Origin of the sequence: Pseudomonas fildesensis (genome assembly GCF_001050345.1) — a bacterium.
Classification (GTDB): Bacteria; Pseudomonadota; Gammaproteobacteria; order Pseudomonadales; family Pseudomonadaceae; genus Aquipseudomonas; species Aquipseudomonas fildesensis.
The window spans coordinates 561,359-587,431 of the sequence record NZ_LFMW01000001.1 but is presented as its reverse complement, the minus strand read 5'-3'; the positions used below and the strand labels follow the sequence as shown (position 1 = coordinate 587,431).

Annotated in this window: 13 protein-coding genes; 6 read left to right on the top strand and 7 right to left on the bottom strand. The window is 61.5% G+C overall.

All coding sequences use genetic code 11. The annotated features are described in order from the left end of the window. Window positions 1-176: 176 nt before the first annotated feature. The 5 genes from ACR52_RS02830 (at window position 177) to ACR52_RS02810 (ending at window position 5,907) form a co-directional block, all read left to right on the top strand. On the top strand, window positions 177-659 hold the full coding sequence (locus ACR52_RS02830) for a CS1 type fimbrial major subunit (protein WP_048720266.1): 483 nt from the start codon (window positions 177-179) through the stop codon (window positions 657-659). A gap of 120 nt (window positions 660-779) precedes the next feature. After that, entirely contained in the window at window positions 780-3,305 is a 2,526-nt protein-coding gene (locus ACR52_RS02825) for a CS1-pili formation C-terminal domain-containing protein (protein ID WP_048720264.1), read from the top strand. Window positions 3,306-3,399: 94 nt separating this feature from the next. Continuing rightward, complete coding sequence (locus ACR52_RS02820) at window positions 3,400-4,137, top strand: pilus assembly protein (protein WP_048720262.1); 738 nt, start codon at window positions 3,400-3,402, stop codon at window positions 4,135-4,137. After that, window positions 4,137-4,637 (top strand): CS1 type fimbrial major subunit, encoded by a 501-nt coding sequence (locus ACR52_RS02815; protein ID WP_082143086.1) that lies wholly within the window; start codon window positions 4,137-4,139, stop codon window positions 4,635-4,637. The genes ACR52_RS02820 and ACR52_RS02815 overlap by 1 nt, the downstream gene beginning before the upstream one ends. A 40-nt stretch (window positions 4,638-4,677) precedes the next feature. Further along, the gene (locus tag ACR52_RS02810; protein WP_048720260.1) at window positions 4,678-5,907 is read left to right on the top strand and encodes a hypothetical protein; all 1,230 of its coding nucleotides are present in this window, start codon (window positions 4,678-4,680) and stop codon (window positions 5,905-5,907) included. Here ACR52_RS02810 and ACR52_RS02805 read toward each other — a convergent pair. Both ACR52_RS02805 and ACR52_RS02800 read right to left on the bottom strand, forming a co-directional pair. Beyond that, a complete protein-coding gene (locus tag ACR52_RS02805) occupies window positions 5,879-10,822 on the bottom strand; it encodes a dermonecrotic toxin domain-containing protein (protein WP_048720258.1) in 4,944 nt (1,647 codons plus the stop codon). The genes ACR52_RS02810 and ACR52_RS02805 overlap by 29 nt on opposite strands. Window positions 10,823-10,898: 76 nt before the next feature. After that, a complete protein-coding gene (locus ACR52_RS02800) occupies window positions 10,899-14,000 on the bottom strand; it encodes a transglycosylase domain-containing protein (protein ID WP_048720256.1) in 3,102 nt (1,033 codons plus the stop codon). Window positions 14,001-14,500: 500 nt separating this feature from the next. Between ACR52_RS02800 and ACR52_RS02795 the strand changes: the two genes are divergently transcribed. After that, window positions 14,501-15,919 carry an amino acid permease gene (locus ACR52_RS02795; protein WP_048720254.1) on the top strand — a complete coding sequence of 473 codons (1,419 nt, stop codon included), beginning with the start codon at window positions 14,501-14,503 and terminating at the stop codon, window positions 15,917-15,919. Between the two features lie 39 nt (window positions 15,920-15,958). On the opposite strand, the gene ACR52_RS02790 is transcribed toward ACR52_RS02795, so the two are convergent. From ACR52_RS02790 to ACR52_RS02770, 5 genes are all read right to left on the bottom strand, one after another. After that, window positions 15,959-22,441, bottom strand: a complete 6,483-nt coding sequence (locus ACR52_RS02790) for an NEL-type E3 ubiquitin ligase domain-containing protein (protein ID WP_236692110.1) — start codon at window positions 22,439-22,441, stop codon at window positions 15,959-15,961. A gap of 57 nt (window positions 22,442-22,498) precedes the next feature. Beyond that, window positions 22,499-23,635, bottom strand: a complete 1,137-nt coding sequence (locus ACR52_RS02785) for an OpgC family protein (protein WP_048720251.1) — start codon at window positions 23,633-23,635, stop codon at window positions 22,499-22,501. A gap of 132 nt (window positions 23,636-23,767) precedes the next feature. Then, on the bottom strand, window positions 23,768-24,064 hold the full coding sequence (locus ACR52_RS02780) for a cupin domain-containing protein (protein ID WP_048720249.1): 297 nt from the start codon (window positions 24,062-24,064) through the stop codon (window positions 23,768-23,770). 59 nt (window positions 24,065-24,123) lie between these two features. Continuing rightward, complete coding sequence (locus tag ACR52_RS02775) at window positions 24,124-24,408, bottom strand: putative quinol monooxygenase (protein ID WP_048720247.1); 285 nt, start codon at window positions 24,406-24,408, stop codon at window positions 24,124-24,126. Window positions 24,409-24,420: 12 nt separating this feature from the next. Next, window positions 24,421-26,040: an FMN-binding glutamate synthase family protein gene (locus ACR52_RS02770; RefSeq protein ID WP_048720244.1), complete on the bottom strand. Its 1,620-nt coding sequence runs from the start codon at window positions 26,038-26,040 to the stop codon at window positions 24,421-24,423. Window positions 26,041-26,073: the final 33 nt, after the last annotated feature.

Genomic DNA, 26,073 nt, shown 5'->3' with positions numbered 1-26,073 from the left:
TGTTAACTACATGAGTAAGAGAAACAGCTGGCTTACTTGATTTGAAAATGGGGGGATCCTGTGTCGGCGTTGCACAGCGAGTCGGGTAACAAGAACACGATGTTCTGGCGGCGCCTGAGGAGACAGTTTTTGGCTGTTGACCCAACCACATTTCATATCAAGAAGCAGGTAATAAAATGCTGAATAAAACCACTTTCGTCATTCCCGCTCTGTTGCTGGCGATGGGCACTTCCCACGTGTTTGCCGCTGGCGAGGCAACCACCAACATTAAAATTTCGGCGAGTATTCCGACCAAGCAATTCCATGCTCAACCGCGTAACCCTGATTTTGGTAAAGCCGAAGTCATGTCCTACAACCCGGTCACCAGCACGCTGAGTTCGTTGCGCGAAACCTTCGACGTAAAAAACACTGAAGGCTCGATTCACGCCTACATCGAAGGCGGCCCGGCATCACTGACCAACGGTACCAATTCCATTGCGCTCACCACCACGTTCAACGGCACAGTCTTGAGCGCGATCCCGCAGGAAGTCGTGGACGATGCAGCCTCTACGCCCGGTACCCAGGCTGACATGCTGATCACAGCTGCCAAGCCGGCCGATACTCAAAGTGGCCTGTACAACGCGGACTTCACCGTGGTGTTCGACTCAGTGCCACGCTAAACCTTTGATGTTGCTCGATGCGCGCTGAGCCCAGGTTCTGCGCGGCATCCTTGCAGGCCGATTCACCGTCAAGGCGATCGGCCTGATTCTCGACTTTCGTCTGTTTCAGGTATTTCGTTCATGTTCCCGATGACTCCCATCGCGACAGCGCTCGCCTTGTTTTTACTGTGTTCGGGTGCGCTGGCCGCAACCGATGACGGTACAACACCACGAAGCTTGTTGGCTCAGGCCAAGGGGCTGCCGGCGGACTTTGAAGAACACTTTTTCGATGTGCCCCTCGCCGTTCGGGTTGAGCGTGACCAGTTGTTTGTCGGCGAGGCCATGATTGTGCTGAGCCGCGATGATCGCCTGACCCTGTTGGAGTTCACCGACCATGACGGCAGCCCGATCAAGCTTGACGAGCGTGAGCGCTGGGCGGCCTATCTCAAGCAAGGCGTGCCGCTGGGCGCGTGTGCAAGCGGTTGCCCCGAACAGTTGATGGCAGTGCACTACAACCTCGAACACTCGCTGGTGTCGCTGCTCACCGAAAACGTTGAGCGTGATGCGCAACCCCAGCGCTACCACGAACTGCCGCCAGACGGCAGTCACGGCCTGATCGTGAGCAATCAACTGAATATCAGTGGTGGCCAGGGGCAGGACACCGGCGGCCGTTTTGGCATCGAAGCCAATAGCAGCATGGGGCTCTGGAACCAGACCCTGAACATGCAATTTTCCCGGCTGGGCGGGCCGGACGATGACGGCATCAAGCACTCGGTGTATTCGCTCTACACCCAGCGCGAACTCGAAGGCCGCTTCCTGCGCCTGGGCTACTTCACGCCGAATGCCGAAGGCCTCACCCGGCAATTACGTACCTTCGGCGCCAGCCCGGACACCGCCATCGGCGTGATGTATGGCAGCTCCGACAGCCTCATGGTGAGTAACCCCAAGGCCAGTATTTACCCGATTTTTGTCACCGCCAACCGTCAGGGCTCGGTGGAGATTTATCGCAACGGCTTGCTGATCAACACTCAGATAGTCGGTGCCGGCTTGCAAAGCCTGGATACCCGGACGTTGCCCGGCGGCATCTACGATGTGGAAGTGCGCCTGGTGGAAGATGGCCAGATCACCGCCACCACCCAGGAGTTGGTGTACAAGCCCAACAACTGGCGTAACCACGATGAGCGCTGGCGCTACAACGTGTTTGCCGGCCAGGAAAGCAAGCTGCTCAGTAACTGGGACGAGCAGAACAGCGGCGACATGACCGCCGGTGCGTCGGTCAACTATCTGTTGCACCCCCGTGTGGTCGTGGGCCTGTCGGGGCGCCAGGTCAGAGACCACATGCAGTACGGCACCTCTGTGGACCTGGCCGTGGCCAACAATGCCAGCCTGTACGCCAACGTTTACCAGACCGATAACTACGGCACCGGTGTCGATATCAACGGGCTGTACAGCTATGGCGCGGGCAGCGTGGTGTTCAGCCATAACCGCAGCTGGCTCGACACCCGCAACACCTACGAAACCTTGTCCGACGGCACGCGTATCCGTCAGCGCAACATCTTTACCGGGCAGACCAGCAACTCGTCCGTTTCCCTCAATCATCGTGTGGACGTGAAGAATTCGTTGAATGCCAGGCTCTCCCACAGCGAGGGCTATACCGAAGGCGTGGGCCTGGACCTGGGCTGGACGCAGCGTACGTTTTGGTGGGGCAGCGATGCCAACTGGCGCCTGTCGTTATTCGACCGGCCCGGCAGCGCCAGCACGGGTGACGAGCGCAATCGTGGGGTCGATTTCAGTGTCAGCCTGGCCTTGGGTGGCCCTGGCGAGCATTGGTCCGCTAGCATCGGTACGCGCACCGGCCGTGAGGGCGGGCGCGACAACAATGCGTCCGTGACCTACCGCAAGGACATGCAAAACCATGTGCTGCAAAGCGTCTCGGCCACCGCCAGTACCGACACCTATGGCGTCGGCCTGTCCGGCATGGCCAGCTTCCAGACGGAGCAGGTCGACGGTGATGCATTCATGTTGCGCTCCTCCTACAACAACGAATTCAGTGGTGGCCTGAACCTGTGGAATACCTTCGCGGTGGGCGAGAGCAAGTTGGCGCTGACCAGCCAGTATCACGGCAGCGGCGCGGGCATGATTATCGATGTGGAGAGCGACGTCGACGATATCGCCCTGCGTGCCGACGACATGACGGGGGGCAGCACGGCCTTGCGTGCCGGTCGCAACTTTATCCCCATCACCGCCTACAAGAGCAGCTCGCTGAGCTTCGATTTTGAAGGCAACCATGTACCTGCCGCGAACATTGAGCCGGCGCGTACCCGCTATCACCTGAACAAGGGCGGCGTGCAATACCGCAAGGTCAGCGTGATGAAAACCGTGACGGTGCTCGGTCGCCTGATCGATCCCCAGGGCCAGCCCCTGAAAGGGCATCACGTGATCAACCACGCCAGCCGTGGAGTCAGCGAAGTGGACGGGTTCTTCTCCATGGAAATGAACGCCGCCTCACCCACCCTGGAAGTGCGCCAGGGTAACCAATTGCTCTGCCGTTTCCGCCTCGATACCAGTGCTGCGCGGGTGGAAAACGACATCTTGATGATCGGTGATCTGCGCTGCACGCCGGACACGTTGGCAGACACCGCCAGCACTGCCGCAGCGGCAGGTTGATGAAGGGGAGCGGGTGATGAGCAGCGTGAAACGGTTGTTGGGTGGTTTTTTTCAAGTGTCAGGGTCAGGCGGATTATCCATGAGGTTGAAAGCTATGAAGGTGTTGCTGGCGGTACTGGGGTTGTTGATGTTGTCGTTTAACGCCCACGCCGGGCCGAGTATCAATGTGGGGGTGGTGTACGACTACCTGGACGGTGACAAGAGCAACTACCTCAAGCGGGTGTTCAACGGCGGTGACAGTACCGCCTTTGTCAAAGTCACCGTGCTGGAAATCCTCTACGGCGCCGACGGCACTGCCAGGGAAGTGCCTCTCAAAAGCCTGCCTGACGGTACGCGCGACGGCCTGATGGCCAGCCCCGCCCGGCTGATCGTGCCGCCCAATGGCACCCAGGGCACTCGCCTTTTGCACCGCGGTGATCGCGACAAGGAGCGTTACTTCCGCGTGCGCTACATCCCCGTGGTGCCGGAAAAGGAAGACGAGTTTGCCGTCACTCAAGAGGAGCGTGATGCCTACAAGCAGACGTTGTCGGCCGGTGTGAGTGTGTTGGCGGGCTACGGCACGGTGTTTTTTGTACGGCCGAAAAATACCCGCTTCGATACGCAAATCGACAATGACCCCGGTCAGTACCAACTGCGCAATAACGGCAACAGCGTGGTGTTGGTCGATGAGTTCAAGGACTGCTCGGCCAGTGACGCCCTGGAGTGCAACCCGGTGACCAAGAATCACGTGTTGCCCGGGCGTGTCTTTAGCTTCGAGAAGAAACCGGGCCGGGTGTACCGCTTCCATGTGGTCGAAGGTGGCGAGCACAAGGTGCATGAGGTGAAAGGCTGATGAACAGGGGATTGAATCGCGGTCGGCGCGCCGTGGCTTGGTGGGTGGGCGGCTGCTGGGTACTGCTCTGTCAGTCCACGTTTGCGGCGCGGGAAGAGCACACCTTCGATGTCTCGGTGAGTATTCCGACGGCGGATTTCTACGTGTTGCCGCTCAACTCACAGTTTCTTGAGCGCGAGCAGAAAATGAGCTGGAACCCGGTCACCGAAGCGCTCAGCCCGTTGCGGGAAGACTTCGATGTGAAAAACGTCCTTGGCGGTATTACGGCGCGCCTGGGGTATGAGCCGACGCTGTTCAACGGGGTTGACTCGATCGCGCTGAACGTGACGTTTAACGGCCACCGGCTCGACCTGTCCGACAACCTGGTAGTGCCCGAGGAAGAGGCCAAGGTGGGTAAGCGCGTCGCGCTGACCATTGCCGCGCAGGTGCCGGACGAGGGTTATCGACCCGGCCAGTATTTTGGCAGTGTGCAGATCATCTTCGATGCTTTAAGGCCTTGAAGCGAGTGATGCAATCGCAACAATTATTGAGTGGAAAACAATGATTTTGAATAGAACACTCGGCTTGATGTGCCTGTTGTTCCTGGGCAGCATCCCGACCGCGCAGGCCCTGGTGCAGGACATCGAGGCAAGTTTTCGGCCCGACCCCACCAGCCCGCAAAAAAACGAGTTCAAGAACACCACACCCGAGAGCGGCATCTGCCCTTGGCACATCCCGTCGCAATGCAAGGCGATGGGGATATTTACCATTCGAACCAATGCGCTGAACTTCCATGCGAAAACGCCGATTCTGGCGAACCACACCGACCCTCGTCAGGGCGCCATGTGGAAAGTCCCGTCGGAATGGCGAGACGTACCGGTCATGCATGAGGAGACCGGGGAGTCCAGTACGGTGCAGATGCGCATCGCCGGCATTGGTCATCGTTGGGATATACGGCCCCACGTCGAAGCCTGGGCTCAACCGGGGGTCGCTTGGCAGAGCATGTGGAGGAATGCACCAGCGCCGTGCACGGGGGTTAATTATCTTGCAGCAGGCACCACCTTGGTCCTGTTTTTTTGGATAGTTCCGGAGAATGCAGGTGTGTGTAACCGAATTCCATCGATGGATATCACTGCGTTCTGGTACAGCACCACCGAATACGCCTATGCGCTTAAAACCCCGAACCCTCTGAAGATGGCCTCTGGCAAATACACCGGGACTATCACCTATTCGGTAGGGCCTGGTAAGGATTTCGACATGGGCGATGTGATGATACCTACTGACGAGGTGCTGACTTTCAACTTCACCCTGGACGTGGACCACATCCTCAAGGTCGACATTCCGCCGGGTGGCAACACGGTCGAACTGATCCCGCAGGGTGGCTGGCAGGCGTGGTTGAATCAGGGGCGCAAGCCGGCGAAGCTGTTCCGCGACCAGACCGTCAACCTCTATGCCTCCTCGCGCTTCAAGATGCAGCTCGAATGCCAGTACGCCGAGGGCGACAGCGCGTGTGGGGTGAAGGACAGTGTTTCCGGGCATGCGGTGCCAGTGAATGTCAGTGTGAGCATGCCCTACGGCATCACCGATGCGCTTGGGCGGCCCGTCAATCGTCTGCCATTGCGTCGAGACGGTGTGGGTACAGAGTTGTTCCAGCCCACGCAGTACGTGGACCGCAAGCCCAGTACCTTGCACTTCGAGATTCCCCGCGACGCGGTGGAGCAAATGCTGCAACCCGGCGCGGGGCGGACCTACTCGGGCAGCGTCACCGTGATCTGGGATTCGCAGTTGTAACTGATGGGCGCAGGCCGGCGCGATTGGTCATGCCCGAAGCCTGCGCCAGAGCCTCACGCGTGACCTTGCGCATCCACGCCTTCTCGTCGTAGCCCAGGTCATTGAGCAGCCGGTTGTATTGTTCATCCGGCATGTTCTCGGCGGTTTGCTGGTCATCGAGGGCGTAAAACTTGTCGGCGTACACACGCTCGTTGTCGCGGTATTGGTCGTCATAGCGCTCGCGCAGGTGTTCCTCCCAGTAGGGTTCCAGAAGCATCTGGTTGACCAGCCCGTCGCCCTCGCCCAGTTCCTCGACGGTGGTGTACGCCTGGGCAATCCTGCCCGCGCTGACATTGGCCGTGCGCCGGTAGAGCATGTGGTCCGACAGCCACGGCAGGTCCAGTCTCTCGGCCAGCGAGGTCTGGTAGGCGAGGTAGATGTCCACTTCATCCACCGTACCCGGCAGGCCGTCCTGCATCTGTGAGCGCAAACGCAGGCCCAGGCCACCTTCGGCCACAGGCTTGAGGCGATGGGCGATGTCTTCGCGGATGACCTTGCTCAGCAATTTGAGCCGGGCCGCACCGCGCGCCAGGGTCACCAGCCGGGCTTCACGTTCGAGGCCGCTGATGGCCTGGTTGCGGGCTTCGCTGGCGAGCACCTCTATCCCCATCTCATTGAAAATCTGTGCGCCGCCGTCGGCACACAAGCCGGGAAAGCTCGACAGTCGAAACAGCCGCTCGCGCAAGCCGCTGTCGGTATGCACGGCGCGCAACAGTCGCCAGACCTGTTGCGCCAGTTGTGGTTGATTGGCCGTATAGCGCTGTTCGTCTGCGACGGTTTCGAAGAATTCCGGAGGTTGCAGGTAGCGAATGACTTCGAAGAACCCTTGGGAGCCGTGCTCAAGCTCCACGGCGCTCCATAGCCGGGCGTGGCTTTCGCGCTCGCTGGCGTCGATATCGGTCAGCCAGGGCGTCATTTCGCCCTGCGGTTCATAGGTGCGTTCGGGGTCCAGGCCGGCGCCGAGGCGATAACTCGCCAGGCGTTCGCGGTGCACTGCCGGCAGCCGCAGGCGGTTGATGCGGGCGCGTGCGATGAGCGCCGCACGCTCCGAACCGGGCGTAAGGTCGGGCACGGTGTCTATCCTTGTGCCGCGCAAATCGAGCGTAAATCGCTCACTCCTGGGCTGGGCCAGCAGGCCGGCGGGCCAATCGCTGATCTGCGTCTCGGACAGGTCAAGGTAGCGCAGGTTAGGCATCAGGCTGATGTCGGGTGCCCATTCCAATGGGTTGTTGCTGAGGTTCAAGGCTTCCATGCGGCGCAAACTTTTCAGCAGGGCGATGTCCGACGGCCTCAGTTGCAGGTTGTTGTGGGCCATGCTCAAGTGCTTCAGAAACCGCAGCTTGCCGAGTTCGGCCGGCAGTTGCTCAACGTCGTTGTAGTTCAGGTCCAGTGAACGCAGGGATGGAAACCATTCGAGCAAAGCCCCATGGTTCGATTTCATCCCTGAGTCGCCGATGGCCAGGGACGTAACATGTTCAAAGCGAGTGGTGAGCCTGGGCAGTGTCTCGGGCAGTTGCAGGCCGTGCGTGTCCAGCCGGGCGCCACTTTGTACTTGGTCAAACCCGTCGAGGTGTTCGGCGAACCGGTCTTCCCAGCAGCGTCTCAGCACCAGCGCCCATTGGCCTCGTCGACGCTTTTCCCGGCGATCCTCACGGCTGTCTTTTGTGCGGCCGGTGGGGGCTGACTCCCAGGCATTCAGGTCGGCCAGCAATTGGTGTTGTTCGACAATCAGGTCGTTGAGGACGATGCGTAATGGGCCGGGTTCAAACTCTGTCAGGAAGCGCTCCAGACGCGCGTCGTTGAGGCTTGGAAACAGCTGTTGCAAGGCTTCCCGGGCGTGGGTTGCCGGTGTCATGGCGGGCTCGCGTCCACAGCGGCTGATGACTGGCCCGCCCAGCAGCTGCAGGGTCTCGCGAGCCGCCACGTTGGCCACGGGCGGCTCGGCCAGCAGGGTGCGGCGTTCGGCGAGGGGGGCGAGGGTTTCCATCAGCCAGTGCTTGAGCCCCGCACCCTGGCCCAGCCGATAGCCCAGGGCGTCACGCTGCGGTTCGGGCAGGGCGCGCAGCACAGCGTCGTAAAGGCTGACGGCGCTGGTTGTTGACGGGCCCGGTAACGTGTAGCCCTGGGGGCCGCGAATCAGAATGCGTTGGTGTGTGGCGTGGGGCGGGCCTACGTCGCAATGCACCGCACCGTCGACACGCTGCTCGCGAATCTCCACGTGCAGGTCGGTGAACACGTCGCTGTGGGTTTTCAGGGTGTTGAGCACCAGGTGTTCGGTGTCCAGCGGAGCCGGCACCTGATCAAATCCTTCAAAGGCCCTTACGGTGCGCGCGGCAAAGCCTACTTCCCGCGCAAGATTTTGTAGCCGCAGGGGCACACGTTGGTGCTGATCCATCACGGCCAGTTCCGCCGCTGTGGCGCGGCCAATGACCGCCCGTGCGGCGCTGGTGTCCAGGTCGGGGGCGGCGTGGCGCAACAACTGCATCCGGGGTTCGCGGATCGATTCCCAGGTCTGGTAAACGCGCTGGGCAATATCGCCGGTCTGGCTCTCCACGTAATCCGCCAATTGGTTGCGCAAGTGCTGCACACGCTGCGGCGGTGCAACGTCGGCGCCGAGCAGGGTGTGGATGGCGGGTTCGTCGAGAAAGCCCAATACCCGCTCTGGCAGGTTGCCGGACATCACCTGGGCCACGCTTAACCGCAAGGTATCGGCCGGCCCGGCGTGCGGGTGGCCGAACGTGTGCGAGACACCGCTGAAGTCGGACTTTTGAAACACCTCGATGGCCTTGTCCTGCGGCCAGCCCTGGAGTTCAGTGACCATTTGCTCGAACCAGTCGGAGGACGGATCTTGTGCCAGGGCCTGGCCGCTGCGGATCTTGCTGCTGACAATCTGCGGGTAGCGCTGCGCTTCGGCCCGGGCGAGGGTGCCGGCCAGCAGCGGCGGCGTACCTTGGTTGTGCACATACACGCTGCGCAATACGCCCTCGTCGGTGGCGCTGGCGACGCGCATCTGCTCAAGTTCGGTGTCACTGAAACCGTGCATGCGATGGCCGAGGCGGCGCATCAGGGTGCTGCTGTCCCAACTACGCGGTTGCTCGCCTTCATGCACAAACGCGCCTTCGCCGTTGAAGGTCACCCGCGGGCGATACGCATCGGGCCGGGTCGGGTGCACCACGTGGTGCTTTTCGGTGACAGGCTCTTGCCGCACTTCATAGTGACGGCCATCCAGTGCCAGCAAGGTTTTGTCACCTATTGGGTGAAGGCCCGACGCCTTGGGGGGCGAGCCGGCGGGCGGCGCGACGGTCTGCGCGTAGGGTGCAAGGTCGGGGTGCCACAGGCGCGCCTGGCCGTCGGCACGCTTGACCGGCACCAGGCCTTCGACAAACGCCGAGAGCTTGGGACGCAGGATTCCACCCACCTTGACCGCCCCGGCAAACAGCGCGAACTGCAGCGCACTCTGGGCCACGCCGATAGCCTGTTCGAACGCCTCGGCGCCTCTACCTTCAGCCCAATCGACAATGCCTTCGAAGACTTGGTCGGTGATTTGATAGGCGCTGTACGCCAGCATCAGCTCGCCAAGCCCCGGCACAAACGGGGTGATCACCAGCAGTGCGGCGTTGAGGATATCGCCGAGGATTTTTTCCAGGTTGTCCCACCAGGCCCAGCGGTCGTGGCGGTCGACATCGGCGGTGGACACGGCAATGTCACGGGCGTCGTTGACGATTTTGTTCAGCATGATGCGGTAGCGGTAGCGCCACAGGGTGTCCTGCTCGGGCGTGGCCGAGCGGTTCTGATAATCGCTGGCGATGTCCTGGAGGTTCAAGCGCAACGGCGCGTTGAGCTGGCTGAAAAAAGCACCGCGCTCGGAATGCGCCACGAACTGGCTGAAAAAGCCTTGATAGCCCTGAGTGGCGCGCAACTGGCGGGTCAGCTCCTGCTGGAACGCCTGGGGCGAGGGGTACTCCTTGAGTGGGTGCTCCGGGTCTTGGGGTACGTAGACGATCAGGCGTCGCGCGGCGGTTGACTGCTCGGTGGCGAAAATCACGATGCCGGCCAGTGCCATGTCCATGAGGCTCAAGCTATAGCAGCCGATGGTTTTGCCATCGAGCGCCAGGTTAGCCTGGCCCTGGCTGACGCTGAGCATCAGCCCATGCGCGTCGGCCTGGATGTCGCCCTTGAGTAATGCCAGGTGCGCGGCGGTGCGCAGGCCCTGTTGCTGGCTGCCTATGACCTGGTCACGCAGGGCACGTGCCCGCGCCGGGTCGTTGAACCCCAGGCGTCGGGTGAGGCTTGCCTGGTAGCGCGCGCCGATGTCCAGCGCGCGGCAGATCGCCTTGAACGCCACGGCGGTCAGCGGGGTGCCGTGGGTTTGATGACGCAGCGTGAGGATGTCCTGTTGGCCACGGGCATCGGCCGGGCCGAGGAAGGCGGCGTCGACAAACTGGTCGTTGGCGGCGAAGTTGTGCAGCGCCGCGTCCAGCAGTGAAACGGTACGGCTGTAGACGCCAGGCTTGACGTTGATCGTCCACCACGCTTGGTCAGCGTTGACGTAGGTGCGCAGGAACGTCGTGCGCACATCTATATCGCCGTACTGTGCTTGCAAGGCGCCTTTGAGCAGCGGTTCGGCGAAGGCTTTTACATCGCTCAGGTCGGCAAAGGCCTGGTCCAGTGCGTTCTGCGATTGCCACTGTTGCGAAACCGCGCCTTGCAGGTGCAGGTGTTGCTGGCGGGACGCCTGGGGATAGGGGGCCGTACCAGAAAGCCCGGTGCGTTTCAGCGCGCGCAAACGCGTCAGTGAAGCCTGTTTGACCCAGTCGGGCAGGGCGGTCTTGATGAACTCAAAGTGAGCTCCATGAAACTCGGGGGCGTCAGGCATTGGATCGACTTCTGAATGGCTTATCGGAGGGATAAACCTATCCACTGATCCGGTTGGCAGGCCTGTACTTATGTAGCTATCGATTGCGCGCCAGGCATTGGCTCGCGCTGCCGGGTTGCAGGTACGGCGTGAGGATCGGCGCCATGCCCTTGAGCACCTGCACCGGCAACGCCGAGGTAAAGGTGAAATGCTCGGCCGAGGCGCCGGGGACGAACGCGGTGAGCGTGCCAAAGTGATGCTCGCCGATGTAGAACACAAAGGTCGCGGTGCGGTTGATCGACTTGGAACTGAGAATGCGTCCGCCGGCACCCATGGCCTCGATGCGGTTATCACCGGTGCCGGTCTTGCCGCCCATGGCCAGTGGCGTGCCGTCCGCCAGTTTGAAACTGCCGGCCACGCGCTTGGCCGTGCCCGCGTCCACCACTTGTGACAGTGCCCCGCGCAAGGCGGTGGCCACTTCGCTGGGCATGACGCGTTTGCCGCGGTTCGGGTCGTTGATCACGTGTGTTTCATAAGGTGTGCCGTTGGCAAATTGCAGGCTGTCGATGCGCAGCACCGGAATGCGTACGCCGTCGTTGAGGATGATCCCCATCAGCTCGGCAAGGGCGCCGGGGCGGTCGCCGGAGCTGCCGATGGCAGTGGCCAGCGACGGCACCAGGTGGTCGAACGGATAGCCCACGGCTTGCCAGCGCTGGTGGATATCGAGAAAGGCTTCGATCTCCAGCATCGTGCGAATGCGGCTGTCGCGGGCGCTTTGGTGGCGGCTTTTGAACAGCCAGCTATAGACTTCCTGGCGTTCGAATTCGCTGGCCTTGACGATCTCGCCGTAGGTTGCGTCCGGGTGGTTGAGCAGGTAACCCAGTAGCCACAGGTCCAGCGGGTGAACCTTGGCGATGTAGCCTTGGTCCGGCAGGTTGTAGGCGCCGGGGCCGTAGCTTTGGTAGAGCTTGTCGAGGCGTTCGTCAGTGAGCTTGTCGGTGGTTTTGATAGTCTTCAGGTGCGAACGCACAAAGCGGTTGAAACTCTCCTGGCTGGCCTGGGGCAGCAAGTAACGGTGCACGGCGGCCAGGCGAATGGCGGTGGGGTGCAGGCTGTCCATGAAGGTGTCTAGGCGCGCCTGGGTGTCCTTGTTGCGGTATTTTTTCCAGAACTTGAGCAGGAACGCGCTGCCTTCGTGGTCGGCGAATTTGGCCAGGTATTCCTGGCGGCGCGGGTCGTTGTCGTCCTTGAGCAGGCGGGCGCTGTTGTCTTCGCCGGAATAGGTGGTGTAGCGCACTACATCGCGCATCAGGCGAATAAAGGGCAGGTTGATCGACTCGCGCAGGGCATCGCGCAGCGTCGGGCTGCGGCCGTTGTCTTCGTTGCGAAAGTTATGGAAACGATGCAGGCCGCCACCGGTGAAAAATGCCTCGCCGGGGCTGGCCGAATAGGTGCGGTTGAGGGCTGCGTCGAGCATCTTCGACAGGTCGCGGTCGGTGTTCTGCATCAGGTAATCCAGCGCCCAGCGTGAGAGCAGGTCCTGCTCGGGCACCTCGACTTTTTTCAGCGCGGCAGGGGGTTGTGCGCTGTAGCGGTCGTGCAACTCGGTGATGATTTGCAGGTAAGTGGTGAGCACCCGCAGCTTGGCGGTGGAGCCCAGTTCGAGCTTGCTGCCTTCGTTGATATCGAACGGTTGGTCGGTGTTGTCGGTTTGCACCCGCACGCGCGCGCCATCGGGCGTCAGTTCGAACAGGGTGAAGCTGTAGCGAACCTGAGGCGTGCTTTGTGGGGTGAGCAAGCGCGGGCCGAGCAGGCCCATTTGCCCGGCGAATGCCGGGTCGGCCAGGTGCTTGAGGTAATCGGTGGCCTGGGTTTGCAGCTCGTATTGCAAGGTGCTGGTGGCGGACAAGTCGAGGCGGTCGAGGTCATACAGCGGGCGATTGAGCAGGCTGGCGAGGCGGTTGCGGGCGACGTTGATCGCCTTGTTGGACTCCACCGGCTGGATCGTCGGTTGCTGCTGCCAGTCGCGGTAGCTGACGTGGCCGGCGAGGGCAGCAGACGACAAGGTCGCCGGGATCACGTTGTTCTGGGCCAGCAGGCGGATATGACTGTCGGTCAATTGCGCCAGCTCATCGCGGCCCTTGTTCAGGTAATGCGAGGGGCGCCGCTGGGCAATCATCAGCGACAGCACCTGACGCAGGGCCAGGCCGCGTTTGGCCAGGCTCGCCGGGTCTTGGGCGTCATCGCTCAAGGCCAGGTTGACCTGGTTGAAATCGGCGCCGTACCACACGCGCAACCCTTCGGCCATGCCATGCACTTCGCCGTGGCCGGGCACCGCCGACAGCGGCACGCTATTGAGGTAGTCGCGCACGATGTTCTGCCGGCTGCCCAGGGTCTGTTGCCCCGGTTGATACGCCCTGACGCTGGCGGACAGCATTTGGCGGATCTTCTCGCCACCCGACAGCGTGAGGCCGTCGGGCGAATGGCGATATTTTTCCAGCTGGGTGGCCAGGGTGCTGCCGCCAGCGGTCTGCCCTGGCAAATGCACGAGTTTGGCCACCTGCGACCACGCGGCCCTGGCAAAGCGCGGCCAGTCCACCGCCGGGTTGGCCAGGGGGTGTTTGGGGTCGAGCAGGTCGCGGTCTTCGATAAACAGCAGGCTCTGCACCACCAGCGGCGGGATCGTGGCGAAGCTTGCGTAGAGCTGTTGCGGGTACGTGAAGGTGTACAGCGGCGCAGCGCGGCAATCGGTGATGGTCAGGCCGGCCTGGACTTTCTCCGTGTAGGGCACGAACAGCCCATGCCCGGCGTAGTCCATCAGCGCCGGGGAGAAGCGTGCCTGTGTCTGGATCAGGTAGTTGCGCTTGAGCAGGCGCGGCAAAAACTCATCGAGGGCGCTGTAACCCAGGCGCCGGTCAAATGGCCCGTCGCCCGGATACACCATGGCGTCGCTGGCGCCGGGTTCCACGCGATAACTCAGCGACGCGGCAAACGGGCTCAGGTGTTTGGCCTGCAGGCGCGAGGTGCGCATTTCCTGGCTGGCGGCCCATCCCAGAGCCACCAACGCGATCAGCAGTACCAGCCACACCAGCCGCCACCACAACCTTCGCGAGCGGGGCTTTTGTGGCAATGGCGGTTGATCCACGCTGTCGGTTGGCACCGCAGCCTGCTTCGAATCGGTTTGCCATAAAGCGCCCATAGTCGATTGATCCATTCACGCAGATTGATCGGACTTGGTTGAAGCTTAGTCGCTGGTGGCGCCGCATGAAAAAATTGTCGGGTCAGGGGCTACTGCCGATCAGTCAAGAAACAGAAAGGGCGAAAAATAACCTGTGGCGAGGGAGCTTGTCGGATCGCCGCAGGTACAGTGCCCGCCCTTAACTGATCGGCATTAGGTCAGGGGCGCGAGTGTTTCTGCACCATCACTGTGCAATAATCGGCCGCCTCGCGGTAACCTGATAAACGCCTCAATGCAGGTAAGGGTTTCTCGTAAAAGGCCCATTTACCCAGAGTTATCGCTGAAATTAGTCGCTTATAAAGTGAAAGCCCCCTCGTTCGGGTTTTTATACTGCACGCCCCACCGATCCTGTAGGACGGGTCTGTTTACCCTGCAGGCCCGGTCACGCCGCCCCAGACCTATCAGCCTGGAGATGGCACGCTCGGTGGTTTAATCCAATAACAAGACGAGGTTGTACCCTTATGCCTGTTGGCAATCACCTGCCCCATGGCGAGACCGCTCAGGGCGGTCCGCTGAAACGTGAACTGGGCGAGCGGCATATTCGCTTGATGGCGCTCGGCGCCTGTATCGGAGTCGGCCTGTTTCTCGGCTCGGCCAAGGCCATTGAAATGGCCGGCCCGGCGATCATGCTCTCTTACATCATTGGCGGCCTGGCGATCCTTGTGATCATGCGCGCCCTCGGTGAAATGGCGGTGCACAACCCCGTCGCCGGCTCGTTCAGCCGTTACGCACAAGACTACCTTGGCCCGTTGGCGGGCTTTCTCACCGGCTGGAACTACTGGTTCCTGTGGCTGGTGACCTGTGTCGCGGAAATCACCGCCGTCGCCGTGTACATGGGCGTCTGGTTCCCCGATGTACCGCGCTGGATCTGGGCCCTGGCGGCCTTGATCAGCATGGGCAGCATCAACCTGATCGCGGTCAAGGCCTTCGGCGAGTTCGAGTTCTGGTTCGCGCTGATCAAGATCGTCACGATCATCGCCATGGTGATCGGCGGCGTCGGCATCATTGCGTTCGGCTTTGGCAATGACGGCGTGGCGCTGGGCATTTCCAACCTGTGGGCCCATGGCGGCTTCCTGCCCAACGGCGTGCAGGGTGTGTTGATGTCACTGCAAATGGTGATGTTTGCCTACCTGGGCGTGGAGATGATCGGCCTCACTGCCGGTGAAGCGAAGAACCCGCAGAAGACCATCCCGAGTGCGATTGGCTCGGTGTTCTGGCGCATCCTGCTGTTCTACGTCGGCGCGTTGTTTGTGATTCTGTCGATCTACCCGTGGAACGAAATCGGCACCCAGGGCAGCCCGTTCGTGATGACCTTCGAGCGACTGGGCATCAAGACCGCCGCCGGTATCATCAACTTCGTGGTGATTACTGCAGCGCTGTCGTCGTGCAACGGCGGCATCTTCAGCACCGGGCGCATGCTCTACAGCCTGGCGCAAAACGGCCAGGCCCCGGCGACCTTCGGCACCACCTCCAGCAATGGCGTACCGCGCCGGGCACTGCTGCTGTCGATCGGCGCGTTGCTGCTGGGTGTGTTGCTCAACTACCTGGTACCGGAAAAAGTCTTCGTGTGGGTCACCTCGATTGCCACCTTCGGTGCGATCTGGACCTGGGTGATGATCCTGCTGGCGCAGCTCAAGTTTCGCCAGGGCCTGAGCCCGGCTGAACGCGCCGCGCTCAAGTACCGCATGTGGCTGTACCCGGTCAGCTCGTACCTTGCACTGGCGTTCCTGGTGCTGGTGGTGGGCCTGATGGCGTACTTCCCGGACACGCGTATTGCGCTGTACGTGGGCCCGGTGTTCCTGGTGCTGCTGACGGTGTTGTTCTACGTGTTCAAGTTGCAGCCGACCCAAGCCAGCCAGGGCGCAGCCCGCTCGGCCTGATAGACAAAGCCCCGGAGCCGCCGGCTCCGGGGCGATGGCTCACGCGTGTTGCAAGACCGCCTGTGTGGCGACGGTCAATTGCTGCACCAGACGGTTATGTTCCTCCTTCTCCAGGTCAATCAGTGACTGACGCCGTTCCAGGTATTCGTCCGACTGCTTGTTTGGCACTTCCTTGTCCAGCAGGCTCACCTTGTAGTGGAGGGTGTCCTTGATTGTCGAAAAGGGCTCCGGGTGACTCCTGGCCAGATACTCGATCCAGAACGCTTCCATTAGCAGCCACTCCTGCAGGGCCGGGCTTTTGCCCAGTCGACGCAGTTTGGCGCGTGCGTCATCCAATACTGTTTTGGTCACGTAGCCCTCAACGGTGTACAGCAACTCCAATGGGTGAAAGGGCAGGTTGAACTCTGTGGCCAATCGGTCGCGAAAGAAAATGGTGACTTCCGCTGGATCGACTTGGAGGTTGGCCACTTCCCGATCACGAATGAACCTGTCGGAAATATGGTCCAGCTGGTTCAGGTAGAAGCGTCCGGTGGACAAGGCAATCAGCGCGCGGTCGCTTTCGTAGGTGCGGCTTTTTGATTTGGCCAGGTGAATCCGGTGTTCAAGCTCCATCTTGGTAAAGGCCAGCAGCACACTGTCGCCGCAATCGCCGGAGCCATAGGTGTTGAGGAACACGGTATTGCGCAGTTGCGTCGACTCGCCCATGGCCAGCAGCAAGGTCCAGACGCGTTCGGTCAGCGCCGCCCTGGATGCCGTTGAAGCGCCGTAGGCATAGGTCTGGGTCAAGTCCCGCAGGACCTGGAACACGTCGTCCGGGCGCGCCTCTTGATTGGCAAGCAAGCGCTCCCAGAGCAATTTGCGCTCGGCATAATCGCGACTGTGCACGCCCTCCAGCCAGAAGTTGAGGGGGTCACCCGTGGCGGGTACATGGCGTATGCCGCGCACGGTGCCTCCCAGGTCAACCCCTGTGCTGCGTCGGTAGATGGCAATCCGTTGGCGTGTCGCCGCCGACAGCGGGTTGCCATGCAGGAAGGTATTGCGGTTGGCCATGGCCATTCGTGTGTCTGTAAACAGGTGCTCGGGCAGTGCACTGATCTGGTTGTCCTGCAGGTTGAGTGTTGCCAGGCTGGTCAGTTGCGAAGCCCCGGTGGGCCAGCGGTTAATGCCGGTGCCGCGCAGTTCCAGGGTGGTCAATTGAGTGAGCCGTGTGACGTCTGGTGGCATGCTCAGCGGGTTGCCGCTCAGGTTCAGTCTCGTCAGGCCGACCATGTTGGCCAGGCGGGCTGATGACGATGCGGTCAGGATCAGGTTGTTGTAGGACAGGTCCAGTTGAGTGAGCTGCGTCATGTCGGTGATCGTCATGGGCAGTTCGTTTAAATTGCAGTCGATTTGCAGGGCGCTCAGCCCTGGGAACTTCTTCAGGAAAGCACCGCCGGTGGCCGGGAACGCGTCCCCTGAAAGTTTAAGGTGCTCGATGTGTTCGAACCCGGTCAAACCCGTGATGAACGACTCCGGTGGCAGGTCGTTGCCATCCAACTGCAGCTCCAGCGAGTGCACATGGAACAGCCCTGCGACATAGCGCTGCGGCTCCTCGCGCCGCCACGCCCGGCGCAACTGGTTGGCCAGGTATTGGCGGCGATTCAGGTTGTGGCCCGGCGGGTCGGTGGCGATGTCGTCCGCCGCCTGGTGCGTATCTGACCAGCGTGTCAGTTCAGTGTCCATGGCCCGGTATTCGGCCTGGCGTCGGTCCAGTTCGATCAGCGCGGCGGGCTCGCTCAGGTTCAGCGTGCGAATGAATTGTCGGGCGTCGCTGTCGCTGAAGCTGGGGTAAAGCGCCTGCACCTTGGAGGTCAGGTCGAGTGGGCGATTGCCGCCGAAAGGCCAGAGCCATTGCCAGACCGGATAGGCCAGGAATGAGCGCTCGACCCCCATCGGGGGCAACAGCCAGGGTTGCAGGTGGGGCAGGTCGAGCAGGCCTTTGATTTCAACCCGGCGCCCGAGTGCCAGGGCGACTATCTGCTCGCGAAAGGACGACAGGTCTTCGCTGTCGTTGATGCCCAGGGCCGTCTGTTCGCTGGCAGACAGGTGCTTTGCCAGCGCGTTGAGCAGTCGGTTCGATTCGCCTCCTTGCGGCATACCCGAGGCGTCGTAGGCTTGATAGCCCGTGTTGGTTCTGGCGAGCCGGCCGCGCACCGAGCCGTCCAGGTGCCCCGCGCTTTCGAGCAACGGCCCCTGGAGGTTGCCTTGATGAATATCGATGCGCAGGTTTTTTGGCCAGTCGGGCAAAGACTTGAGCAGGTACAGGGTGATTTTGTCGCTGTCCGGGTTGGCGCAGGACGGCAGGTATAGCCCTTCATAGGCCCGGTTCAAACGCAGGTTGTGGCCCGACAGGCGCGCCTGTTCCGAGAGGCGCAGGTCGACCTGGTTTTTTTCATTCAGCAACCTCAGCTCGCGTCGTGTGGCATGGCCGAGGATGGCCTTGACGGTGCTGGTGGGCAGATTTGGATGTTTGCTCTTGAAGCGTTTCTCCAGCACGGCGCCACCGACTTCACTGCGTGCGTAGAGTGAATTGAACACCTGCACGCGTTCCTGCTCAGTGAAGTCGAGAATTTTTTTAATCAGCTTGGACAGACGTTCCTCGCCGGAAGTGGGGGTCTCGGCGAGCAGGCCCTGGCAAACGCGATCATTGCTGATGACGGTCGCGAGCAGTTTGGCGTCTTTGTATTCCTGCTCGGTTACCTGCACGACCTGGGCGTCGGTTGCGTTGTGGACGGGGTATTGCTGCTGCACACGCTGCTGGCTGTCGACAATGCGCAGCACATGGTCGGCGGGCCAGCCGGGTAGCCCGGAGAGCATCAGCAATTGCAAATCCGGGCGGGCATTGATCGAGGTGGGATCGGCACGCATCGCCTGGATAAACAGCTGGATTTCCTCGTCGATCTTGAAGCGCTTGCAGGTGTCGGCCAGCAGCGGCGGTGCGGCTTGTCCCGAGCTGTGAACCTGACGCAGGGATTGTGCCGACGTATCGGTCAGGGCGAGGATTTTGCCGGCCATGTCCTGGGTGAAGGCGTAGGTGTGGTTACCCAGGCGGTAGAGCAGGCGGTGGTTGTCCCAGGTCATGGGGTTTTCGCTGGAGAGTCGCCACGCGCCTTCGCGGTTGTGCTCGAGGGTGGGGGTGTCGACCCCGATTTTATCCGGGTGGAGCAGGCGCCACTTGAGCAGGTTTTTATCGTAGAGGATGCGATACAGCGAGCCCAGCAGTGGCAGGTATTGCCGGGCGTTGTACTCGAACACGCCGTTGGCCGTTGGCCTCAGGTCAGGCGGCAATACCAGCTGTTGTTCGTACTGCACCAGGGAGCCGTTGACCAGGCTAACGAACCCTTCGGGGCTGCGCTGGGTGCTCATGTAGTCGCCCAGGGTTTTGCGCAAGCCCTTGGCATCGCGGGCACTGCTCATGCCCAGCAATTGGCGCTCGTGGGGGTGCAGCACCGAACCGATTGCCAGGTAGAAACTGTCGACGGCGGGTGACACGGGGATCTCGCCGCCGTTGCGCATATCGTAGGCCCTGTAGTGCCCGCCGCCGTAGTGACGCAACTCCACGGTGAGATCGTCCGGCCCGGTGGGCGTGTAGGTTTGCGCGGACGCCACCTCAGTGACGACGAACGGGCGCTTGAGGGTATTGCGCACCAGCGCCGAGGCAAATTCCCGGGCCCATAAATCGATGTCTTGATTGAACTCTCGCGGGTAGTACAAGCCATCGATCACCGCGTCAATCCGCAGCGCGGTGCGGTGATGGTCCAGCAAATCGCGAAGCTCCAGCGGCAGCGTGCCCTGCGTCAAGTAGGCCTGTTCCTGGCGCGGTGTCAGCGGCTGTTGCGCGAGTAGTCGCTCGAGGTTGGCGGGGGATAACGGCCGGTTCAGGTCGCGCAGTTTTTTCAGCAACGGCGTGACTGCGACCAGCGGTGGCGTGGCTTTTACCGGCAAATAGGGCCGGGCACTGGCGGCGGGAATGAGCTCGGTCTTTTCGTAGCCCGCGTAGTTGACTACTGCGTCAAACAACGCAGTTTGCTCGCTGGCGGCCAGCTCCGCGACCTGTCGGCGAATGGCGCTGATGCGTTGGTCTTCGGCCCGCGTGTTTGCGCCATCCTTGCCCAGGGCTGAGGTGGCGGGCTGTTGCCGAATGATCAAACGCATCAACGGATCAAGCGTGCCGGGTGGCAGGCGCTGGTTATCCGCGTCGGCATAGCGTCCGTCTTCCTGGCGAGTGAGGTTCACGCTAGTCGAGCGGGTCGCTGGCTGGGCAGAGGGGCTGTAGGTTTCAATCAACACGCCGTGCTCGTCGTGCACGTTCAGCACGGTGTTGGCAGGCCAGTCGGGCAATTGGGTCAACAGGCAAAAAATGATGCTGTCACCGTGGGGCGGCAGGTAGCCCGGCTCGTTGAAGCGCTCAATGATGTGCTGGATCGTCTGGTCGGCTTGCAGGCGCCGGACACCTTCGATCAGGTTCAACGGCGCCGGCTGCGAACTCCAGACCGCGTCCAGGGTGGTGCGCGTGGTGGAAGTGCTGTGCAGCATCTGTTCCAGATCAGTCTCCAGGGTGACTGAAGAACCGTTGGGCAGCATGCGTTGCAGCAGCTGGATGTCGGACAGCATGTGGGCATTTTTCAGGTCGAAAATCCACGCCTGCGACGCCGGTTCGAAAATGATCGGTGGTGTGTAGCTGCCGCCGTTGGTGTGCTTGAGAACGTAGCGCATGCTTTGCAGGTCGTGGCTGACCTCGACCACCAGCGCCTGGTCGTCATGGCGCAGGTTGACGTAGCTCTTGCCTTGCACCGTGTAGATGCCCAGTGCGTCGGGGGTGCGTCCATCAAGCAGGTTCTGGCGTGCGTGGGCATAGGGCTTTGCGTCAGGTTTCCATAACTCACTGACCCCGTCGGGGCGTGTCACCTTGTGCGGGTGACCGAGGCGCTCCAGGTGGTTCAGTGTGCGGCGACGGTGAGCGCGGCCGGCGACGCTCATCAAGCGGCCGCTGATGGCCAGGTCGGCAACGTCCGCGAGGCTGGCGGCGAAGCTGTTGGCCTGGCCCTTGGCGGCATCGTCCAGGCCTTGGGCAAGGCTGTAGGTCATGCTGCCCATAACGGCCAGTTGCATCACCCGGTTCATTCCGGTGACGCCGCCGGGCATGGGGGTCAGCAGCAATTGCAGGACTTCCCCGGCAATGGCCGCCACCCCATCCTTGAGGGCCTGCCAGTCGGCTGCGGAACGGCTGGTGGCGAGGGTGGCGAGGTCGGCCTGGTAACGCTGGATATGGCGGTAGGTAAGTGCTTCCACCAGGGAGTGCGGGCGGCCGGTCTTGCGGTCGGTGGTAAAGCGCACGTTGCCCAGGGTGCGTGCCGGAAATACCGTGTGGAAGCCGTCATATAAAGGCCCTGCCAGCCAGTTCATCCCTTGCGGCCGAGGCTCCGGGTTCATCAGCGTGGTGAGCACTGACAGACCGATCAGTGGCAGTTGCCTGGCAAACCAGCCCAAATCCTGTTGCTGCCGGCTGTCTGTTAATTGTTGGTGCAGGGCTGCGTCTGCAGTCTGGGCATCCGCGTGGTAACGGAAAGCGCCATTGGGACGGAACGGGAAATACGTCACTACGCCGAGGCTCGCGACCTGAACCCGCAGCAGTGGCAGCGGGATGGATGTTTCCCACGGCACAAACGGCACTGACACGATGGGGGTTTTGCCCGAGGTCAGGCTCAGGGTCTCGAATGGCAGTGGCGTGCCGGTGGCCGTCAGGGTCTTGAGCAACGCGTCATACATCGGTCGGGTGAGGCCTGTGGTCGCACGGGTGCGCCAGGACTCCAGCAGGTCGAACTGCAACGTGGCTTTGGTGGCGACGGCGAACAGACCGCGCAACTTGCCCTGTACGGCCAGCGCCGATTCGGTGCGTTGCTGCAACTGGTCGCCCAGGTTCAATTCGCGCACGACATTGATAAAAGTCAACGTGTCGATGCGACTGCCAGGGCCGACGATTTCGCTGGCTTCCACCAGGCTGAAGCCGGAGTCCTGAATAATCGAGTGGGTAAAACCGAAGTTCAGGCAGGCGGCTTCCCAGAGCGTCATGCTTTTGGTGTGTTCCTTGAACTGCCAGTCGTCATAGGCGCGGCGCGATCGATACCCTGGCCCGCTGGGGCGCGGGTCCCAGGGAAACGGTTGCTCACGTTTCTCCAGGTAGGTGGTGTAGATCCGGTACTGTTCCGGGTCCCGGCCGCCAAGCTTGCTGCGCAATTGCGCGAGCCCTTCGGTTTTGAAGGACTGGATCAGCGCATTCTTTTCTGTTTCGAGGGTGGTGAGCGCCTGCAGGGCCTCGCGCTGCAGCCTGAGGTAGCGGGCCTGTTCCTCAGCGTCCAGGCTGCGCATGGCGAGCGTCACAGTGCGCTGGATCTGTTCCAGCGCCTGTTGCTGAGCCCAGGTGGTACTGGATTGCAGGTTGCCGGACAGGCCATTGAGGAGTTGCTGGGTCGGCATGTGCATAAGCCTTTCACGATGAGTGGAAGGCCAATGGGAACATGCCGCTTTTGCGCGTCGGGGCTAACTATTTAAGTGCTGGGTAGGTGCTGGCGCCGGCTGATTCAAGCGCTTGTTGAACTCCAGCCAGGCGGCCAGTGCGGCCATCAGCGCGGCGCCCACCAGCGCGGTGAAAATCTGTATCGCGAAGGCATCGCCGGCCAGGGCGTTGACCATATCCGCCAACGGCGCCAGCAGCACGCCCAGGCAGAACACTTCCAGCGAGTAACGCCCCATTCGGCAGGTTTGCTGTGCCAGCCAGTTTTGCGTCCAGGCGCGCCCCGGCAGCAGTTTGGCGGTGACGTAGGCCAGGGCCAGGAAGTGCAGGAGGCGCACGGGCGACAGGTCGGTCTTGCTGATCGGGTAGAGCAGGTCGCTGATGGCGGACGGCATCAACGCGTCGTGCACCTCGGGCCAGCGCCAACTGATCGTGAGCACGCCGGCGACCAGTGTGTAGATCGCCGCCGCCACAAACAACGGTTGGCGCGCCAGCGGCCGGGTTTCCAGCGGGCGCGGTTGTTGCCCGTGAATCGCCGCCGCGCCACCGAGCACAAACAGCAACTGCCAGGTGACCGGGTTGAAGTACCACACACCGTCGGCAATCGCCCTCAGGTTCCAGCCCAGATGGGGCGCCAGCAGGTACACCGTCAGCGACACCGCGACCACCACCCAGGGTTTACGCACCAGTAAAGGCAACACCACCGAGAGGCCCGCAAGCAGCACGATATACAACGGCAAGGGGTCCATCAGGTTGGGTTTGAAGCGCAGCAGTAACTCGTCTGTCAGCGCTTGCTGTGGGTGAGTGACGAAGTGCGTCAGGCCCATTTCCTCGACCAGGTCGCGGGTTTCCACATGGCTGTTGGCGAAGAACACGATGCCCATCAACATCGCCAGCAGGAAGATATGCACCACGTACAACACCCAGGTGCGCCGCAGGATCTTCAAGCAGGCCATCCAGTAACCTTCACGCTGCAGCACCTTGCCGTAGGCCAGTACCGAGGCATAGCCGGCCAGAAACACGAACACTTCTGCCGCATCGCTGAAGCCGATATTGCGCAGGGTAATCTGGCCGAGAGGGTTGTGGGGGACGTGATCCCAGAAAATGAAGATCAACGCCAGGCCCCGAAAAAAATCGATGCGCGGGTCGCGTCCGTTCAGCATGGCAGCGGGCTCTTGAACTGGTGGTTGAGTAATGACAGGCAAGCGGCGTCGATGTCGTACGCCGTGCGTCGGGCGGGCGCAGGTTGGCGGTATTTGTAAGCAATTGCAAAGGCTGGGTATTACTGAATGTCTCTAGATATCAATGATCACCAACGTGCCGTGGCTACCGGCTAGCACGCCATGCGCGGTGCCGGCTTGCACAAGGTACATCTGACCGGTTTTCACGTTGATTCGCTCAGTGCCGATGCTCAGGTGCAAGTGTCCGTCGATCACTAACAGACCCTCGTTGTAATCATGGGTCGCTTCTTCATATGCCTGCTCATCCATGCGCAACACCTTGATCCTCGCCGGCCCTACCTGGCCCAGGCGTGTGGATGTCCAGCTGTGAGGCAGTTGCGCGGCGATTGCAGCGAAGTCCAGAAACGGCATGTGAATCTCCTTGTTTCAACGATGCCGTCGGTGGTCCGGTTCAGCGGGAAAAGTTGGGGTTAAAACGCATCCATCAACAACACCCGGCACTGCTTGGCCTGATGCGCATTGATCTGTGGCACCAGCCGGGTGAAGTGTTCAGTCTGGCAATGCGTATCCAGGGCCGCCTGGTCTGGCCATTGCTCGATAAAAATGAAGTGCCCGGGGTCTTTTTGGTCAACGAACAGATCGTAGGCGATACACAGCGGTTCCAGGCGGGTTTTTTCCACCAGTTCGGCGTACCACGGCCTTACGGTGTCCAGGTGTTCGGGTTTTATAAAGTCTTCGGCGATGACTTTCAGCATGGCAATCATCCTTTAAGCAGCGGCTGTTTCATGGGGCTCAAAACTATCGGCCCGCGCCATCTGCCACATGCGCGAATAGAACTCGCCGTTGACCTCGCCGGTGAGCAATTCGCCCGGCTTGAGGAACACATGCAACTGCGAGAACAGCTTGATCTCGGTTGCCGACATGCGCCGCACCAAGTGCTTGGCTGACAGCTGCGACGGGTGATCGAGGCCGGCGGCGGCGAGCATTTCGGCCAGGGCCTTGAGGGTATTGCGGTGGAAGTTGAACACGCGCTGGGCCTTGTCCGGTACGACAAGTGCGCGTTGACGCAACGGGTCCTGGGTGGCCACGCCGGTGGGGCATTTGTTGGTGTGACACGACTGCGACTGGATGCAACCAATGGCGAACATAAAGCCGCGGGCGGAGTTGGCCCAGTCGGCGCCGATGGCCAGTACGCTGGCGATATCGAATGCGCTGACGATCTTGCCGCTGGCGCCGAGCTTGATCTTGTCGCGCAGGTTCAAGCCCACCAGGGTGTTGTGCACAAACAGCAGGCCGTCACGCAGTGGCACGCCGATATGGTCGGTGAACTCCACCGGCGCAGCGCCGGTGCCGCCTTCCTTGCCGTCGACCACGATGAAGTCCGGGAGGATGCCGGTCTCCAGCATGGCCTTGGCGATGCCCATGAACTCCCACGGGTGGCCCAGGCAGAACTTGAAACCCACCGGCTTGCCACCGGACAGCTCGCGCAGTTGAGCGATGAATTGCATCAGCTCGATGGGCGTGGAAAACGCACTGTGGCGTGACGGCGAGACGCAGTCTTCACCCATCATGATGCCGCGCGTCTCGGCGATTTCCTGGGTGACCTTGTGCTTGGGCAGGATGCCGCCATGGCCGGGCTTGGCGCCTTGGCTCATTTTGATTTCGATCATGCGCACTTGCGGGTTCTGCGCCTGTACGGCGAAGCGTTCCGGGTCGAAACGGCCGTCGCTGGTGCGGCAGCCAAAGTAACCGCTGCCCAGTTCCCAGGTCAGGTCGCCGCCGTTTTCACGGTGGTAGGGGCTGATGCTGCCTTCGCCGGTGTCATGGGCGAAGTTGCCGAGCTTGGCGCCCTGGTTCAGCGCGCGGATCGCGTTGGCACTCAGGGAACCAAAGCTCATCGCCGAGATGTTGAACACCGACGCCGAGTACGGCTGCGTGCACTGCGGGCCGCCGACGATCACGCGAAAGGCGCTGGGGTCGCTTAGCGGCGCCGGGCGCATGGAGTGGCCGATGAATTCGAAGCCCGACTGGTACACATCGATCAGTGTGCCGAAGGGTTTGTCGGCGGTTTCGTTCTTGGCGCGCGAGTAGACCAGCGAGCGTTGTGAGCGAGAGAAGGGCAGGGCGTCGCTGTCGGATTCCACCAGGTACTGGCGGATTTCCGGGCGGATGGCTTCCACCAGGTAGCGGATATTGCCCAGGATCGGGTAGTTGCGGCGCACCGCGTGAGGGCTTTGCAGCAGGTCGAAAATGCCGATCAGGCTGAGGATGCCTGTGACCAGGGTGAAGGGCCACAGCCATTCATGTTCGATAAAAGGGAGGCTGGCGAGGGTGAAAATGACGCAGATGGCAAAGAACGCATAACGGCTTAGCAAGGACAGGCTCATACGGTTACCTTGGTTCGGACTCATCAGGAGCTG